General features: G+C 53.3%; 17 protein-coding genes. 2 read left to right on the top strand and 15 right to left on the bottom strand.

The window, feature by feature from the left end; all coding sequences use genetic code 11:
• Window positions 1-25 precede the first annotated feature (25 nt).
• From hisP to OGV80_RS21605, 7 genes are all read right to left on the bottom strand, one after another.
• Entirely contained in the window at window positions 26-799 is a 774-nt protein-coding gene (hisP, locus tag OGV80_RS21635; RefSeq protein WP_200005637.1) for a histidine ABC transporter ATP-binding protein HisP, read from the bottom strand.
• 13 nt (window positions 800-812) lie between these two features.
• Window positions 813-1520: a histidine ABC transporter permease HisM gene (gene hisM / locus OGV80_RS21630; protein WP_043017063.1), complete on the bottom strand. Its 708-nt coding sequence runs from the start codon at window positions 1518-1520 to the stop codon at window positions 813-815.
• Entirely contained in the window at window positions 1517-2203 is a 687-nt protein-coding gene (locus OGV80_RS21625; RefSeq protein ID WP_043017064.1) for a histidine ABC transporter permease HisQ, read from the bottom strand. The genes hisM and OGV80_RS21625 overlap by 4 nt, the downstream gene beginning before the upstream one ends.
• A gap of 185 nt (window positions 2204-2388) precedes the next feature.
• Window positions 2389-3171, bottom strand: a complete 783-nt coding sequence (hisJ, locus tag OGV80_RS21620) for a histidine ABC transporter substrate-binding protein HisJ (RefSeq protein WP_003028120.1) — start codon at window positions 3169-3171, stop codon at window positions 2389-2391.
• A 247-nt stretch (window positions 3172-3418) separates the two neighbouring features.
• Window positions 3419-4201, bottom strand: coding sequence for a lysine/arginine/ornithine ABC transporter substrate-binding protein ArgT (gene argT, locus OGV80_RS21615; RefSeq protein ID WP_043017065.1), 783 nt, complete (start codon window positions 4199-4201; stop codon window positions 3419-3421).
• A gap of 287 nt (window positions 4202-4488) precedes the next feature.
• Complete coding sequence (locus OGV80_RS21610) at window positions 4489-5058, bottom strand: UbiX family flavin prenyltransferase (RefSeq protein ID WP_043017066.1); 570 nt, start codon at window positions 5056-5058, stop codon at window positions 4489-4491.
• 40 nt (window positions 5059-5098) lie between these two features.
• Entirely contained in the window at window positions 5099-6112 is a 1014-nt protein-coding gene (locus OGV80_RS21605; protein WP_213731910.1) for a LacI family DNA-binding transcriptional regulator, read from the bottom strand.
• Between the two features lie 339 nt (window positions 6113-6451).
• Between OGV80_RS21605 and OGV80_RS21600 the strand changes: the two genes are divergently transcribed.
• Both OGV80_RS21600 and OGV80_RS21595 read left to right on the top strand, forming a co-directional pair.
• A complete protein-coding gene (locus OGV80_RS21600) occupies window positions 6452-7855 on the top strand; it encodes an MFS transporter (protein ID WP_286515741.1) in 1404 nt (467 codons plus the stop codon).
• A 7-nt stretch (window positions 7856-7862) separates the two neighbouring features.
• Entirely contained in the window at window positions 7863-9824 is a 1962-nt protein-coding gene (locus OGV80_RS21595; protein WP_087052488.1) for a glycoside hydrolase family 127 protein, read from the top strand.
• A gap of 102 nt (window positions 9825-9926) precedes the next feature.
• On the opposite strand, the gene purF is transcribed toward OGV80_RS21595, so the two are convergent.
• The 8 genes from purF to OGV80_RS21555 all read right to left on the bottom strand — a co-directional run bounded on the left by purF (window position 9927) and on the right by OGV80_RS21555 (window position 17873).
• Window positions 9927-11444, bottom strand: a complete 1518-nt coding sequence (gene purF / locus OGV80_RS21590; protein WP_016153855.1) for an amidophosphoribosyltransferase — start codon at window positions 11442-11444, stop codon at window positions 9927-9929.
• Window positions 11445-11477: 33 nt separating this feature from the next.
• Window positions 11478-11966 carry a colicin V production protein gene (gene cvpA / locus OGV80_RS21585; protein WP_005129678.1) on the bottom strand — a complete coding sequence of 163 codons (489 nt, stop codon included), beginning with the start codon at window positions 11964-11966 and terminating at the stop codon, window positions 11478-11480.
• A gap of 220 nt (window positions 11967-12186) precedes the next feature.
• A complete protein-coding gene (gene dedD / locus OGV80_RS21580) occupies window positions 12187-12849 on the bottom strand; it encodes a cell division protein DedD (RefSeq protein WP_043017070.1) in 663 nt (220 codons plus the stop codon).
• Complete coding sequence (gene folC / locus OGV80_RS21575) at window positions 12839-14107, bottom strand: bifunctional tetrahydrofolate synthase/dihydrofolate synthase (protein WP_043017071.1); 1269 nt, start codon at window positions 14105-14107, stop codon at window positions 12839-12841. The genes dedD and folC overlap by 11 nt, the downstream gene beginning before the upstream one ends.
• Window positions 14108-14299: 192 nt before the next feature.
• A complete protein-coding gene (accD, locus tag OGV80_RS21570; protein ID WP_043017072.1) occupies window positions 14300-15214 on the bottom strand; it encodes an acetyl-CoA carboxylase, carboxyltransferase subunit beta in 915 nt (304 codons plus the stop codon).
• Between the two features lie 149 nt (window positions 15215-15363).
• Window positions 15364-16023 carry a DedA family protein gene (locus OGV80_RS21565; RefSeq protein ID WP_043017073.1) on the bottom strand — a complete coding sequence of 220 codons (660 nt, stop codon included), beginning with the start codon at window positions 16021-16023 and terminating at the stop codon, window positions 15364-15366.
• 24 nt (window positions 16024-16047) lie between these two features.
• Entirely contained in the window at window positions 16048-16860 is an 813-nt protein-coding gene (gene truA, locus OGV80_RS21560; protein ID WP_047409760.1) for a tRNA pseudouridine(38-40) synthase TruA, read from the bottom strand.
• Window positions 16860-17873, bottom strand: a complete 1014-nt coding sequence (locus tag OGV80_RS21555) for an aspartate-semialdehyde dehydrogenase (protein ID WP_043017075.1) — start codon at window positions 17871-17873, stop codon at window positions 16860-16862. The genes truA and OGV80_RS21555 overlap by 1 nt, the downstream gene beginning before the upstream one ends.
• Window positions 17874-17886 lie beyond the last annotated feature (13 nt).

Raw genomic sequence — 17886 nt, 5'->3', positions numbered from 1 at the left:
AGCGTAGCGCCTCCGGGCAGGTGATTTACTTCAACGAACCTTTGAGGAACTGCTGCAAACGTGGGCTTTGCGGATTACCGAATACCTGCTCCGGGTCGCCCTCTTCCTCAATTTTCCCCTGATGCAGGAAAATCACGTGCGTGGAGACATGACGGGCAAAACCCATTTCGTGGGTCACGACCACCATGGTTTTTCCCTCTTCGGCCAGTTGCTGCATGATGCGCAACACTTCGCCCACCAGTTCCGGATCAAGCGCCGACGTGGGTTCATCAAACAGCAACACTTCCGGTTCCATCGCCAGCGCGCGGGCAATGGAGACGCGCTGCTGCTGACCACCGGACAGGTGCACCGGATATTTGCCCTGTGCGCGCTCATCAATGCCCACTTTAGCCAGATACTTCACCGCACGTGCGCGGGCTTCCTGCTTGCTCAGCCCCAGCACCTGGATCGGCGCTTCCATCACGTTTTCCAGCACCGTCATGTGGCTCCACAGATTAAAGTGCTGAAAGACCATCGTCAGTCGCGTACGCAGCAGGCGCAGCTGATTTTTATCTGCAACCTTAAGCTGACCGTCTTTGTCGCGCACCAGACCAATATTCTGGCCACTGACGACAATCGACCCGGCGCTCGGTTTCTCGAGAAAGTTAATGCAGCGCAGGAAGGTACTTTTACCGGAACCTGACGAGCCAATAATACTGATAACATCACCCGCGTTGGCCTGCAGCGATACCCCTTTCAGCACTTCATGTTCGCCGTAGTGCTTATGTAAATCGATAACGTTTAATTTATTTTCAGACATCGTGTTACTCGAATCATTTAGAGGATACATGCTGCAACCAGCGTTTTTCCGCTCTACGGAACAGACTGATCAGGACATACGAAATAATCAAATACAGTACAGCGGCAATACCGAATGCGGTAAACGGCTGATACGTTGCCGAGTTGATATCACGGGCGATTTTCAACAGGTCAGGCACCGTTGCGGTAAACGCCAGCGCCGTGGAGTGCAGCATTAAAATCACTTCATTGCTGTAAGCCGGCAGTGCAATACGCAGCGCGGAAGGCAAAATAATGCAACGATACAGTTTAAACGACGAGAACCCGTAAGCACGCGCGGCTTCAATCTCACCATGGGGCACGGAACGAATGGCCCCGGCGAAGATCTCCGTCGTATAGGCGCAGGTGTTCAGCGTCAACGCCAGCACGGTGCAATTCAGCCCACTGCGGAAAAACGCGTTGAGGAAATCCGTGCCTTTAACTATCTCCAGCGTATACATCCCGGAATAAAACACCAGTAGCTGTACGTACAGCGGCGTCCCACGAAAAATATAGGTGAATAGCCAGATAGGGAACTGGATAAATTTATTACTGGAAACACGACCAATTGCCAAAAACAGCGCCAGTATCCCGCCCATCACCACTGATGAAATCAGAAGCCACAGGGTGATAGCAACGCCGGTGTAGCGATATCCGTCGGTCCACAGCAGGGACTTCCAGTATTCCTGAATAATCTCGATCACAGGTCAGCCCTCTTCACACCCACGGAATAGCGGCGCTCAAGGTACAGCAGCACACCATTAGAAACAGTGGTAAACACCAGATAGATGACCCCGCACACTACGGCAAAATAGAATGGCTCCCAGGTACTCTTCCCGGCAAGCTGAGTGGCTTTCACCACGTCTTCAAGTCCTAGCAACGATACCAGCGCCGTGGCCTTAAGAATGACCTGCCAGTTGTTGCCAATTCCCGGTAAGGCATAGCGCATCATCGCCGGGAACATTATGCGGCGAAATATTTGTGAGCTGGTAAAACCGAATGCCGTCGCGGCTTCAATATGGCCTTTTGGCACGGCCATAAATGCGCCACGAAATGTTTCGGTAAAATAGGCGCCGTAGATAAACCCGAGCGTAATGATACCCGCGACCATTGGATCGATATCAATCTGGCCGATACCGATGGCATCGGTAACGGTGTTCAGCGCGATTTGTAATCCGTAGAAAATGAGCAGCATTAAGACCAGATCGGGCACGCCGCGGATAAGCGTGGTGTACCCTTCGAATATAAGCGCCAGCGCCCGGCTTTGCGACAGCTTTGCTGCCGCGCCGACTAAGCCTATCAGAACCGCCAGTACCACCGAGCTGAGTGCCAACTCGAGCGTAACAATTGCGCCCTGTAAAATAACACCTGAAAAGCCATACAACATGCTGCCTGTCCTGTTGTGTGTGGTGAAGTAAGAAGCCTCTTTTGATTTCAGACTCACCGTTAAATGCCGGATGGCGGCTTTGCCTTATCCGGCCTACAAATCAACGTAGGCCGGATGAGCGCAGCGCCATCAGGCATAAATTCAACGCGTCAAAAATCTACGGGCTTTATCAGCACCTGCGGTGATTAACCGCCGTAAACATCAAAATCGAAGTACTTTTTCGCCAGCTTCTCGTAAGTACCGTCAGCTCGCATTTCGGCAAAGGCTTTGTTCAGCGCTTCGCGCAGCTCGTTGTCGTCTTTGCGCAGTCCCATACCGGTACCCACACCGAACAACTTCTCATCTTTCACAGACGGGCCGCCGAATTTATAATCTTTACCAACTGGCTGCTTCAGGAAGCCTTCGCTGGCTGCGACTTCATCCTGGAATGCGGCATCAATACGCCCGGCAGTCAGGTCAGAATAGATATTGTCTTGCCCCTGATAGGAGACAATTTCAATGCCTTTTGGCGCCCAGTGTTCGTTGCCGAACGTTTCCTGAGTCGTGCCCTGCAGCACGCCAACACGTTTGCCTTTCAGCGACTCAATGGTCGGCTGAATAGCAGAATCTTTAGCGACAACCAGACGCGAATCGGCTGCATAAAGCTTGTCGGTAAAGGCGATTTCCTGCTGACGTTTTTCAGTAATGGAAAGCGAGGACATGATGGCATCGATTTTCTTCGCTTTTAGCGAAGGGATAAGCGCGTCCAGCGGGTTTTCCACGAAGGTACATTGTGTATTGATACGTTTGCACAGCTCTTTAGCCAGATCGATATCAAAACCGACTAATTCACCCTGCGCATTTTTCGATTCGAACGGCGCATAAGTAGGATCGGTGCCGATACGAATTTTTTGCGGAATGGCTGCAAATGCTGCGGTAGCACTGGAGAAAGCCAGAACCAGAGAAAGAGACAACACCAGTTTTTTCATAACTATCCTCAACAGACTGTCTTTTATAGGGGATCTTTACAGGACCAGGTGCAGTTATCGTGCCATTAATCAGGCCGACAAGGCAAAGCATTCTACCCTGTCGGCGGTATTTATTTGCATGAAAAGCGCTTAAGTATGCACTCATGCTTATTAAGTCAGCGATAAAAGCACCAAAACAGTGCACTGAATTTATCATGCACCGTAATGGTTACCCGCAATGGTGCAGTCAATTCCCCGCTGCGGCGTATTAATCACCGTAGACATTGAAGTTAAAATACTTGCTCGCCATTTTGTCGTAGGTGCCGTCTTTGCGCAGTTCGCCCAGCGCTTTATCGAAAGCGGCTTTCAGCTCTGCATCATCTTTGCGTAAGCCAATCCCGGTTCCGTCGCCAAAGTATTTTTTATCTTTTACTGATGGACCGGCAAAGACGTAGTCCTTACCAGCGGGCTGCTTCAGGAAGCCTTCGCTGGCCGCGACTTCATCTTGCAACGCCGCGTCCAGACGGCCCGCCGTCAGGTCAGAATAGATGAGGTCCTGGTTCGCATAGGCCACCACGTCCACGCCTTTGCTGCGCCAGTTGTCATTGGCATAGGCTTCTTGAGTCGAGCCTTGCAGGACGCCAACGTGCTTGCCCTTCAGGGAGTCCAGAGTCGGTTGAATCGGGGAACCTTTCGCGGCGATCAGACGTGAGTCTGCAGCGTAAAGTTTGTCTGAGAATGCAATCTCTTGCTGACGCTTCTCGGTGATAGAAAGCGAGGAGATGATGGCATCGATTTTTTTCGCTTTCAGCGACGGGATCAGCGCATCAAAGTCGCTGGCAACCCAGGTACATTTGATCTGCATGCGCTTACACATCTCATTTCCCAGATCGATATCAAAGCCGACGAAGTCGCCTTTGGCATCTTTAGAGGAAAAAGGTGCGTACGTTGTATCTGTACCAATACGAACCGTCTGCGGAAGTGCTGCGTAGCTGGCCGCGGTGGCGGAGAGTCCTACCAGCAAAGACAAAGCAAGAACCGTCTTCTTCATACATAACCCTCAAGTGGCGTAATTTTATTATGTTTTACGTTGTGTTGTGTGTTTGCAGACTTTTTCATGCAGGTCTTATGCCATTTTCGCGCCGATGAGGATATTCGACGTTAAATATGTTAATAAAACGTTGCAATAATGTCCTGATTTTGAAGATAGCAGGTCTGACGGTTGAACCGCAGCGTTTCGTTGAGTTTTAACGAATTAAATGTTGAGGATATGATCGCGGTTACAAAATTGCCCTGAAACAGGGCAACGGATGTTTCTTTGCACGCTGATGGAACGGCTTACGCCCCTTGCCAGCGGGTGAACAGATCCTGCGGAAGGGAGATATCAAACTGATCAAGTACGCGGTTAACCGTTTGATTAATCACATCATCCAGCGTTTGAGGGCGATGATAGAATGCCGGGACAGGCGGCATAATCACCGCGCCAATTTCCGCCGCCTGCGTCATCAGCCGCAGATGACCCAGATGCAACGGCGTTTCACGCACGCACAGCACCAACGGGCGACGTTCTTTTAACACCACGTCTGCCGCACGGGTAAGCAGTCCATCGGTGTAGCTGTGAACGATGCCAGAAAGCGTTTTGATTGAACACGGCAGAATAACCATTCCGGCGGTCTGAAAAGAACCGGAGGAGATACTGGCGGCGATATCGCGCGTATCGTGATTAACATTCGCCAGGGCCTGCACGTCGCGTACAGAGAGGTCCGTTTCCAGCGCCAGTGTCTGCCGGGCAGCGGCACTCATCACCAGATGGGTTTCCACATCGCTAACGTCACGTAAAACCTGCAGCAGGCGCACGCCGTAAATTGCCCCGCTTGCGCCAGAAATACCAATGATGAGTCGTTTCACTGTGAGAGCCTTTTCGTCGTAATGGCGAGACTTTGCCGGATTACGGCGTCGGGCGCAACTGTGAATGTGGCGCTGAACTGAGCGAGCTTTCACGAACCACCAGACGAACCGGCTGCAGCAGATTTCGTTCCCCTTGCTCATTGAGCAGCAAACGAAACGCATCCTGTCCAAGCTCGCGCTTATCAACCGCAACGGTGGTTAACGCCGGATGCGCCCAGGCCGCTGCATCAATATCATCGAATCCAACAATGGCGATATCTTCCGGCACCCTGATTCCTTTGCGCGCACAGACCCGCATCGCCACCAGCGCGGCAATATCGTTATAGGCAAAAATCGCGTCCGGCGGCTGGGCCAGCGCCAGCAGTTTGTCCATCCCCTCAATCAGCGCCTGCTCAATATTTTTGACCGGCGGCGCTTCAACCTGATATTCCTCAGGAAGCGAGAGTCCGGCGTCAAACAGCGCCTGCTGATACCCTTCTACACGCTGGCGAATACTGTAATGTCGTTGCGAATGTCCAAGAAATGCAATGCGCTTGCGTCCCTGTTCAAGCAAGTGACGTGTAGCAATAAATCCGCCATGAAAATTATCCGGGTTGACGCAAGGAAAGTCGGCGGCCCACAGATCCACCAGCGCCACAGGCAATGCCAGCTTCCGCAATTCAGCAAGTATTTCAGCTTCCAGATAACCGGCGCAGATAAGCGCATCGGGCTGGTGCAGGTTAATCATCTCCGCCACCGAGTCTTCCGGTCCGATGGGTAAGAAACTCATCGCAATGTCATTTTCCCGACAAGCTTCAGCCACGCCGAGCATCACCGTGGAATAGAAAGGTAACGCGCTGGCGATATTGTGTTCGCGATGCAGCAAAAAAAGTAAGCGTTTAATACGACCGCTACGCAAACGGCCAAAATCGTAGCCCTCAGCCTGCGCAATCGTCAGTATTCTCTGACGCGTCTCCTCGCCAAGACCGGGTTGCCCTTTCAGCGCCCGGGAAACCGCAGCAATAGAAACACCGCATGCCGCTGCAATGTCTTTAATTCGGGTCTTTTTCGCCATTCCGTTTGTTTGCACCTGTCACGCGTTCTTCAGTCGACGTCTGATTCCATTAGCCGTAAGCATATCACTCTCACAGCAGACGATTAACAATACGTAATTTCCCCACAGAGTCACTAGCAGAACCGCTAATCGTGCTCCTCCACCCTGCATTTGTGATTAAAATCACTATTAATAATATTTTTCTAGTAAAAATCACGATCATTTTCACAGAGAAAGAAACACGCCATATACCAATTCTCCATAGCAGATCTATGCTCACCGCCGTTACTTGTTTAGTAAAAACTGTCAGAGATAAGCCGTAATGACTCTTTAAATCATCCCCCTGTTCGAGGATTGGTTATGACAATTGCTGATAACCTGGATACTGATGTACAGACAATTGACGCGGGCGAGACGCTTTCGACCCGCGAAAAGATAGGCTATGGATTAGGCGATGCCGGCGGGCACTGCATCTCAGATTTGATAAGCGGCTTTTTGCTCTTTTTCTATACCGATGTTTTTGGCTTAAGCCCGGCCATTGTGGGGGCGATGTTTTTTGTTCTGCGTATTTTCGATGCCGTTTCTGACCCGGTGATGGGCGTGATTGCCGATCGTACCCGCAGCCGCTGGGGCCGTTTTCGTCCGTGGCAACTGTGGACCGCAGTACCGCTCGGCGTAATCGGCATTCTGACTTTCACGGTGCCGGATATGGGGCCAAACGCGAAAATTGCCTGGGCCTTTGGCACCTACTTCCTGCTCTCCATCGGCTATACCGCTAACAACGTTCCATACTGTGCGCTGATTAACGCAGTGACTAATCGACACGATCAGGTGATGTCTTGTCAGTCCTGGCGCTTTGTATTAAGCGGCATTGCGGGTTTCCTGGTCGCGGTAGGATTACCGTGGATGGTGGAGGTCTTTGGGCAGGGCAACCTGGCAAAAGGCTACCAATACGGCGTAACGGTACTGTGTACCGTGGGCGTGGTGATGTTTCTGCTGTGCTTCTTCTGGGTCAAAGAGCGCGTACCGTTATCGCTGGCGGGCAGCTTTACGTTGCGCGAACATCTGGCCGGGCTGCGTAAAAACGATCAGCTCTTGATGATGCTGGTGATGTCCTTCCTGCTGGTAAACATTCTGTGTATTCGCGGCGGCGGCTACATGTACTTTATCTCTTATGTCCTGCAGGGCAGCGCCGGGTTTATGTCGCTGTTTTTTGGCGTAGTGACCGTGGCATCCATTGCCGGGGCGATTATCGTCAATCCCCTCTCCCGCCGCTTTGATATGGTGAAACTGTATTTTTACACCAACCTGGCGCTGGTCGTCTTCGGTATCGCCATGTACTTTCTGCCGACCGGGCCGCAGTACCAGGCCCTGTGGCTGGTTTGTATCTTAATCAACAACGTGGTGCTGGGTTTCACCCTGCCGCTGCACTTCTCCATTATGGCCTTTGCCGATGACTACGGTGAATGGAAAAACGGCGTTCGTTCATCCGGCATGAACTTCGCCTTCAACCTCTTTTTTATCAAGCTCTCCTGGGCCTCTTCCGGCGGCATTATCAGCCTGATTCTGATTATGGTGGCCTATCGACCGGGGCTGGAAAACCAGACCGCGGCATCGATTCAGGTCATCACCCTGCTGCAAAGCATCGTACCCGCAATTTTCCATCTCGCGCTGGCGCTGTGCCTGCTCAAATGCCGTCTCAACGGCCCGATGATGCAGCAAATCTCAACCGATCTTCACCAACGACATTCACACATTTCCTGAGGTAAACATGATGCAGTCTGATGTGATTGAAGCCGACCTGAATAACATCACCATCACCGACCCGTTTTTAGGAGAGTACCAGCGTCTGATCCGCGACGTGGTTATCCCCTATCAATGGCAAGCGCTGAACGACGAGATCCCTGAAGCGGAGCCAAGCCACGCGCTGATGAACTACCGCATTGCCGCCGGACTTGAGCACGGTGAGTTTTATGGCATGGTATTTCAGGATAGCGATGTGACTAAATGGCTGGAAGCCGTGGCCTGGTCACTCAGTCAAAAGCCGGACGCACAGCTTGAGAAGACCGCCGATGAGGTCATCGAGCTGCTGGCAAAAGCGCAGTGTGAAGATGGTTATCTCAACACCTGGTACACCGTTAAAGAGCCGGGGCTGCGCTGGACCAACGTTGCGGAATGCCATGAGATGTACTGCGCCGGGCATCTGTTTGAAGCCGCAGTGGCCTTTTTTAACGCCACCGGCAAGCGTCGGCTGCTGGAGATAGCCTGCCGCTTCGCCGACCACATCGACACCGTTTTCGGTCCAAACGAAGGCCAGCTGCGCGGCTATCCAGGTCATCCGGAAATTGAGCTGGCGCTGATGCGCCTGTATGAAGTCACACAGGAACCACGCTATCAGGCGCTGGCACGCTTCTTTCTCGAAGAGCGCGGCCAGCAACCGTACTATTACGATATTGAGTTTGCTCAGCGCGGGGGCACCTGGCACTGGGATAACTGGGGCGAGGCATGGATGGTCAAAGATAAAGCCTATACCCACGCCCACAAACCGCTGGCGCAACAGAGCGAAGCCGTCGGCCATGCGGTACGTTCGGTGTATCTGATGACCGGGCTGGCGCATATCGCCCGCATGACGAACGACGAAGAAAAGCGCCAGACCTGCTTGCGCATCTGGAATAACATGGTGCAGCGCCGAATGTACATCACCGGCGGTATTGGCTCGCAAGGGATCGGCGAGGCCTTCACCAGCGATTACGATTTACCGAATGATACCGCCTATGGAGAAAGCTGCGCCTCCATCGGCCTGATGATGTTTGCCCGCCGCATGCTGGAAATGGAAGGCGACGCGCACTATGCCGATGTCATGGAACGCGCGTTTTACAACACGGTGCTGGGTGGGATGGCGCTGGACGGCAAACATTTCTTCTATGTGAACCCGCTGGAAACGCAACCCAAAAGTATTCCGCATAACCATATTTACGACCACATTAAGCCCGTGCGCCAACGCTGGTTCGGCTGCGCCTGCTGCCCACCAAACATCGCCCGTACGCTGGTCGCCATTGGTCACTATATTTTTACCCCACGCCCGGACGCGCTGTTTATTAACTTCTATGCCGGTAGCGAGGCGCAGTTTACGGTTGACGCTCAGACGCTGGCGCTCAAGATTGAGGGTAACTATCCGTGGGACGAGCAGGTCTCGATTCGCTTTAACCAGCCGCAGGTAGTCGAGCACACGCTGGCGCTGCGCCTGCCAGAGTGGTGCGCGGCACCAATGGTGCAGGTAAACGGCGAAGCGGCTCAGGGCAAAATGGTGAAAGGTTATCTGCACCTGCATCGCCAGTGGCAGGAAGGAGACATCATTACCCTAAATCTGCCGATGCCCGTTCGTCGCGTGTATGCCAATCCGCTGGTGCGCCATGCGGCGGGTAAAGTGGCGATTCAGCGTGGGCCTCTGGTCTACTGTCTGGAAGAGGCGGATAACGACGCACAACTGCACAACCTGTCGCTACCGAAGGCGAGCGCGTTTCGTGAGATTCAGGGCGTGGGCTTGCTGAAAGGGAAAGTGCTGCTACAGGCGGAAGGCGTACGCGTGTTGACCGCGCATGAGGATAAGCCGCTATACAGCTTTGATAATCGCCAGACGGCGGTTGAGAAGCAGACGCTGACCTTTATCCCGTGGTTTAGCTGGGCCAACCGCGGCGAAGGCGAAATGCGAATTTGGGTCGACGAGGTGTAGCCATAAAAAAGCCGGATGGAGGCTACGCCTTATCCGGCTTACAACGATGATGGACTGTAGACCGGATAAGACGCAATGCGTCGCCATCCGGCATGTCCAGTTTTAACCTTCGTTGTGCATCTCAAGGTTTTCCGCTTCGTTCTGACGCAACACCGCTTTGGCATCGTCATTACGCAGGGAGTCGAGGAAATCGAGATATTGCTGGTCGACGTCTTTAGTAACGTACACGCCGTTAAACACTGAACATTCAAACTGCTGAATATCCGGGTTTTCCGCGCGGACCGCTTCAATCAGATCGTTCAGATCCTGGAAGATGAGCCCGTCTGCGCCGATTATCTGGCGAATCTCGTCGACTTCGCGACCATGAGCAATCAGCTCGGTCGCCGTCGGCATATCGATACCATAAACGTTCGGGAAGCGAATTTCCGGGGCAGCAGAAGCCAGATACACCTTCTTCGCTCCGGCTTCACGCGCCATCTCGATAATCTGTTCTGAGGTGGTGCCACGTACGATAGAGTCATCCACCAGCAGCACGTTCTTATCACGGAACTCCGCACGGTTGGCGTTCAGCTTACGGCGCACGGATTTACGGCGCAGCTGCTGGCCCGGCATGATAAAGGTACGTCCCACGTAGCGGTTTTTCACAAATCCCTGACGGTACGGCTTACCGAGGATACGAGCAATTTCCAGCGCGATATCACAGGAGGTTTCCGGAATCGGGATCACCACGTCAATGTCCAGATCTTCCCACTCACGAGCAATTTTTTCGCCAAGCTTAGTACCCATGTTTACGCGGGCACTGTAGACGGAAATCTTGTCGATAAAGGAGTCAGGACGTGCGAAGTAAACATATTCAAACAGGCACGGATTGCTGACCGGGTTATCGGCACACTGGCGGGTAAACAGCTGACCTTTTTCGGTGATATACACCGCTTCGCCGGGTGCTACGTCGCGCAGGAATTCAAAGCCCAGCGTATCCAGCGCTACGCTCTCGGACGCCACCATGTACTCGGTACGACCATCGCCGATATCGCGTTTACCCAATACCAACGGGCGGATACCGTTAGGATCGCGGAAGGCAACCATACCGTGGCCGATAATCATCGCCACGCAGGCATAGGCGCCGCGGATCTGGCGGTTGGTTGCGGCAATAGCAGCAAAAATATTGTCGGCTTCCAGCGGATAGTGGCGGAAGTTATCCAGCTCGCTGGCGAAAATATTCAGCAGAATTTCAGAATCTGAAGTGGTATTGATGTGGCGGCGCTTTTCTTCGAACAGCTTTTTACGTAGCTCATGCGCGTTGGTCAGGTTGCCATTATGGGCAAGCGTGATGCCATACGGTGAGTTGACGTAAAAAGGTTGAGCTTCGGAGGCGCTGGAGCTGCCAGCCGTTGGGTAACGCACATGACCGATGCCCATATTGCCCTGCAAACGCTGCATATGGCGAGCTTCAAAAATATCGCTCACCATTCCGTTTGCTTTACGCAAGCGGAAGCAGTTATTGGCATCAATGGTGATGATGCCTGCGGCATCCTGACCACGATGCTGGAGCACCGTTAACGCGTCATAAATCGACTGGTTTACCGGCATAACACCGGCGATACCGACAATACCGCACATACGTCTTTTCCTCGTTCAGCAACAACCCAAAGTTTATACTTTGGGCAAGAAACTTGACGAGCTTTGCAGATAGTCAAAGAACCATCTGATGATGAAACTGAACTGCGGGATCAGCTGCGACTTACTCCAGTCTTCACTTTTCGACAGACCGGTAAAGGTATCGAGAAAGAACAGTATGGCGGCGACGATCAGCGCTCCTCGCAGAGCACCAAAGCAGATCCCCAACACCCTGTCGGTACCCGACAAGCCTGTTTTCTCTACCAGTTGGCCTATCACAAAGTTAACGATAGCGCCGACGATAAGTGTCGCGATAAACAGTATCGCGATAGCAATCCCATTTCGAACCAGTTCGTCTTCAAAGCCCGTAAACCAGACAGACAGGTAAGTGTAGTAATGGCTGGCGACAAAGAAAGCACAACCCCAAGTCACCAACGATAATGCTTCACGAACAAAGCCACGGATCAGGCTAACCAGACAGGAAAAACCAATCACCGCGATAATGGCGTAATCAATCCAGACCATAAGTGTCCCACGATTTAACGCCCTGTCGTCCTGTTCGGGGCGCATTCTAACAGAAAAAGAAAACGTTTGCGTAGGGATTTCCTTTCCACGCGTAAATAAAAATGGCGCTGAAAAAATCTTCAACGCCATACCTTTTTATGCCTCTTCGGGCAGTGCCGGATAGCGGTGAAAACACCCTATCCGGCCTGAATAAGAGCAGCGCCGAGAACAGCGCAATCCCTTAATTAGGGGTGTACCCCATCACGACGCCACTCAGACCAGAGATCTTCTGCAGCTCGCCCAGCGAGTTCTTTAGCTTATCTTTGGAGGCGTCAGGCCCTACGAGAATACGGGTTATTTTACCCTGCACCGGCGTCGACGGGGAAGTATATACCCGGAAGCCCGCGCCACGAAGTTTACCCACGATCTCATTGACCTTATCCGCATTTTTCAGCGCACCAAGCTGTACAACGTACGCTTTACCAGTCGGCGCTGGCGGTTCCTCAACAGCCGGTTTAGGCGCTGGGGTCGGTGCAGGCGTCGGAGCGACGGCAACAGGCTGCGGCTTCGGTTTGGGCTTCGGCTGCTCTACGGGCGCAGGGACAGGATCTAACTCCGCGCTGTTTGCCGTCGTCAAACGTGACGGATCCAACGATGGCGCGGCAGCATCACCCGCCCGCACCTCTTCTGCCGCCCCTTCCGGCGGCTGGGTCGGCAGCGCCTGCGTTGCCGCAGGCATCATGTCTGGTTCATCGCGATCGCCGGGCTTCGGCACCAGAGGGATCGCCGCAAACTCATCCTGATAATGCTTTTTCTGCCCGTCAAGCAGCCCGGGGAGCACAATCACCCCCAGCGCGACCAGCACAATTGTGCCGACTAATCGATTCTGAAACTTACTCGCCACCGCTTCTCCCCACGTCTATCACTTCCATGACATGTGCGACAGTGTGAAACGATCCACACACCAACACGGTATCTTCTGGCTTCGCCTCAGCGAGTGCTGCAGACCATGCCTGCGCCACGCTGTCATAGGCGTTGCCTTTGCCCAGGTGCTCCAGCAGTTGTTCTGCCGTTGCACCACGCGGCCCTTCCAGGGGCGCACAGTACCAGGCGTCAACCACGCTTTTTAACCAGGCTAACGTACCGGCAATATCTTTATCATGTAGCATACCGATAACCGCAAGTACACGCCCGCTTTTCACTAACTTTTTCAGACGTCCGGTCAAATACTCCGCCGCATGCGGGTTATGGGCGACATCAAAAATCACCCGCGGCGACTCGCTCACAATCTGAAAACGCCCCGGTAAAATCGCTTTTTCGATACCCTCACGAATCGCCTGCTCGCTGACGTTAAGCCCGCTTGCGCGAAGCGCGGCCAGTGCGGTAGCGGCGTTAGGTTGTGGAACCTGCGGCAACGGCAGGTGCGACAACGTTCCATGAGCGTCCGTAAACGACCAGTCATTCTCCGTGACCGCATAGCGCCAGTCCACGCCGCAGCGTTGCAAAATCGCCCCGCTCTCTTGCGCGACATCGGCGATGGTGTAAGGCATTTCCGGTTCGCCGACGATAGCCGGTTTCTCTGCGCGGAAAATTCCCGCCTTCTCACGACCGATGCTTTCGCGATCCGGGCCCAGCCAGTCAGTATGGTCAAGTGCAATGCTGGTCACCACAGCGACATCGGCATCAACGATATTGGTCGCATCAAGGCGGCCGCCTAACCCCACTTCCAGAATGACGACATCCAGTTGAGCCTGTTTAAACAGCCAGAGCGCTGATAACGTACCGTATTCAAAGTAGGTCAGAGAAATGTCGCCACGCGCGTCTTCAATCTCAGCAAATGAGGCGGTATGCGCGGATTCCGGCAGTTCACGTCCCTGCACGCGCACGCGTTCCGTGTAGCGCACCAGATGGGGTGAACTGTAAACGCCAACTTTATAACCTGCTGCGGTCAGCACAGATTCCAGCGTACGGCAGGTTGTGCCTTTCCCGTTGGTTCCCGCCACTGTAAAAACAAATGGCGCGGGTTTCAACACACCGAGTTTGCGCGCCACCTGACTGACGCGTTCAAGGCCAAGATCGATGGTTTTACTGTGCAGGTTTTCCAGATAAGAAAGCCACGATGCCAGGGGCGACGCGGCTTGAGGAATACGTTTATTGTCCATGATGGCTGTAGATTCTTTACGTTGAGGAAAGCAAAAGGGCAGCGCCAACCGGCCTGCCCTTTTTTACACGTCGTTTTTCACGTTGCAGATGCGTTGGCTGTACTCGCTCTCCCGAATCACTTACCGGTGTAAGCTCATCGGGATCAACGCTTTTATCGCCTGCCTGCAACCCGAAACCCATAGAGTAAACTATCAGGCCTCTGGTTCCTGCTCGGGAACCGGAGGTACCACCTCGCCTTCACGCGGCTCATCCGGATTCGGCGCAGGCAGATTCATCAGCTTCGCCAGAATGCTTGCCAGTTTCAGGCGCATTTCCGGACGGCGGACGATCATATCGATAGCGCCTTTTTCAATCAGGAACTCGCTGCGCTGGAATCCCGGTGGCAGTTTCTCACGTACGGTTTGCTCGATAACACGCGGACCCGCGAAGCCGATCAGTGCTTTCGGTTCTGCAATGTTGAGATCGCCCAGCATCGCGAAGCTCGCGGAAACACCGCCCATCGTTGGATCGGTCAGTACAGAAATATACGGTAAACCGCGTTCCTGCATTTTCGCCAGCGCGGCAGAGGTTTTCGCCATCTGCATCAGAGACATCAGCGCTTCCTGCATACGCGCCCCGCCAGAAGCGGAGAAGCAGATCAGCGGACAGTTATCTTCCAGCGCCTGCTCAACGGCGCGGACAAAACGCGCACCGACCACAGAGCCCATGGAGCCGCCCATAAACGCGAACTCGAATGCAGCAGCAACGACCGGCATACCGTGGAGCGTGCCTTTCATCACCACCAGCGCATCTTTCTCACCGGTTTCTTTCTGCGCAGAAGCCAGTCTGTCTTTGTATTTTTTGGAGTCACGAAACTTCAGCACGTCTTTCGGCTCAAGCTCGCTACCCAGTTCCACAAGAGAACCTTCATCTAACAGGCTATGCAGGCGATTGCGCGCCGACATGCGCATATGATGGTCACACTTCGGACAGACCTCAAGATTACGTTCCAGCTCAGCACGGTATAAAACCTGACCGCAGCTATCACACTTGGTCCACACCCCTTCAGGAATGCTTGCCTTGCGGGTGGGAGTAATGTTGCTTTTAATTCGTTCAATCCAGCTCATTGGTGACCTTTCTGCCTGAACCCTAGTCAGCTTTGTTATAAGGGGCGCATAATGCCATTTTTGCCCCTAACAGACCATGAATGTTGCACATTAAAACATAACAGCCCGAAACTTTGGATAAAAAAGTGGTCGAACCGCTGAGTTACTTTCTATTTTGCAGCCCGTGACGCAGCACGTTTATGGCGAATCACTTCAATTACGCCCGGCAATACGGAAAGGACGATAATCGCCACAATCAGTAATTTCAGGTTTTCCTGAACGATCGGCAGATCGCCGAACAGATAGCCTGCATAGGTGAACAGCAATACCCACAGCAGCGCGCCTGCGACGTTATACATCGCAAAATGACGGTAGGACATGTGCCCCATCCCGGCAACAAACGGCGCGAATGTACGCACGATAGGCACGAAACGCGCCAGGATAATCGTTTTGCCGCCATGACGCTCGTAGAACGCATGGGTTTTATCCAGGTAACTGCGACGGAAAATTTTAGAGTTCGGGTTACTGAAAAGTTTTTCACCGAACAACCGGCCAATCGTGTAGTTCACCGCATCGCCGATAATCGCCGCCACAATCATCAACATCACCATCAGATGAACGTTGAGATCGTTAGTTGGCAGCGCAGAAAGCGCACCAGCGACAAACAACAGCGAGTCTCCCGGCAGGAACGGCGTTACCACCAGTCCGGTTTCGCAGAACAGGATCAGAAACAGAATCGCGTATACCCAGATACCGTATTCCGCAACCAGCTCCGCCAGATGCACATCAATGTGCAAGATAAAATCGATAAGAAAGTAAATCAGGTCCATAGTTTTGCCTTTATACGACTCAAATTAGTCCGCCAGAAATAGCGGGCCCATAGGCGGTTTTGGCAGGTCGAACCGTTCCGGGTAATCTACCGCAACCAGATACAGCCCTTCCGCTTTCGCCGTTGCCGCTGCCAGCGTTCTGTCCTTCGCCGCTAACAGTTCTGCTATCCAGCTCTCCGGCTGGTTGTGGGCGCCTACTTCCATCAGGCTGCCGACAATATTCCTGACCATATGATGTACAAAGGCATTCGCTTTAATATCCACCACCACATATGCACCGAAACGTTCGACGTTAATGTGCATCACGTTGCGCCACGGTGTGCGCGACTGACACTGCACCGCCCGAAACGAGGTAAAATCATTTTCGCCAATCAGACACTGGGCAGCACGATGCATACGCTCAGCGTCCAGCGGTTCATAGTAATGGGTTACCCCTTTACCCAAAACCGCAGGGCGCAACCGATGATTGTAGATGATGTAGCGATAACGGCGAGCCGTGGCGCTAAAACGGGCATGAAAATCATCGGGTACAGCTTTCACCCAGCGTACAGCGATGTCACCAGGTAAATTCGCATTTACCCCCAGTGTCCAGGCCGCATCTTTACGCAGGGCGGTCGTTTCAAAGTGCACAACCTGCCCCGTGCCATGAACACCTGCATCCGTGCGTCCGGCACAAAAGACATTGATACGCTCATTCGCCACCTGAGAGAGCGCTTTTTCCAGTTTTTCCTGAACGCTACGCACTTCGTTCTGGCGCTGCCAGCCATAATATTTGCTGCCGTCATACTCAATACCCAGCGCAATTTTATGGGTTGCAGGCTGTTGCTGGTCAGACATTAGTACAGGTACTCCTGTACCAGTTTTTCCGCAATTTTCACCGCCATCAACGCGCCGCCGAAGCGTACGTTGTCTGCCACAGACCAGAACTGAACCTGCTCCGGCATACCGTAATCGTTATGCACACAGCCAATTGACAGGTGCGGAGTGCCCGAGGCATCGCCAACCTGGGTCGGGAAATCAGTCTCTTCCGACAACACCACGTCCTCACCGCGTGAAAACGCATCACGTGCTTCTTCCGCCGCCAGCGGACGCAGAGCTTCAAAATTCACCATCTGCGCATGGCCATAAAACACGGGCGACTGCACGATGCTGGCGGAGATCAGCAGTCCGTCGTCCTGCATAATTTTGCGCACTTCATCGACAATACGACGCTCTTCCCGCACGCTACCTTCGCGATCTGGCAGCAGCGGCAGCATGTTGAACGCCAACTGACGGCCAAAGAAATCATCTTCGTCAATCGGGATGCCGTTAAGCAGTTTCGCACTCTGTCCGGCCAACGCATCGACGGCTTTTTTACCGTGAGCGGAAGCCGAAATAATATTGGTCACCGTAATACGTGACAGACCGCCGTCATCAATCAGCGGCTTCAGCGCAGACAGCAGTTGGCTGGTCAGGCTGTCAGGGACCGCAATCACATTACGGTTGCGGTAATCCGCCAGCACGAACGGGTTAACGTCCGGAACCACCAGCGGAACGTCCGGCTCAAGCGCGAACAGGCCACTGCTGTCGATAACCAGACAACCGGCATTGGTCGCTTCTTCGACCCATGCGGCGGTGGCTTCTGCGCCCGCAACGAAAAATGCTAACTGCGCCTGCGTCCAGTCAAAGTCTGCAACGTCCTGCACAATGACCGATTTACCGTTAAAACGCAGATGCTCGCCGGCGCTTTCATTACGCGCCAGCGCATAAATTTCACCGACCGGGAACTGGCGTTCAGCCAGCGTATCGAGCAGGGCTTCGCCTACGGCGCCCGTAGCGCCAAGAATGGCAATATTCCAGCCTTCAGACATGGTGATTTACTCC

It is taken from the genome of Citrobacter sp. Ce119, from assembly GCF_030334525.1.
Classification (GTDB): Bacteria; Pseudomonadota; Gammaproteobacteria; order Enterobacterales; family Enterobacteriaceae; genus Citrobacter; species Citrobacter europaeus.
This window is presented reverse-complemented; position numbering and strand designations above follow the sequence as displayed.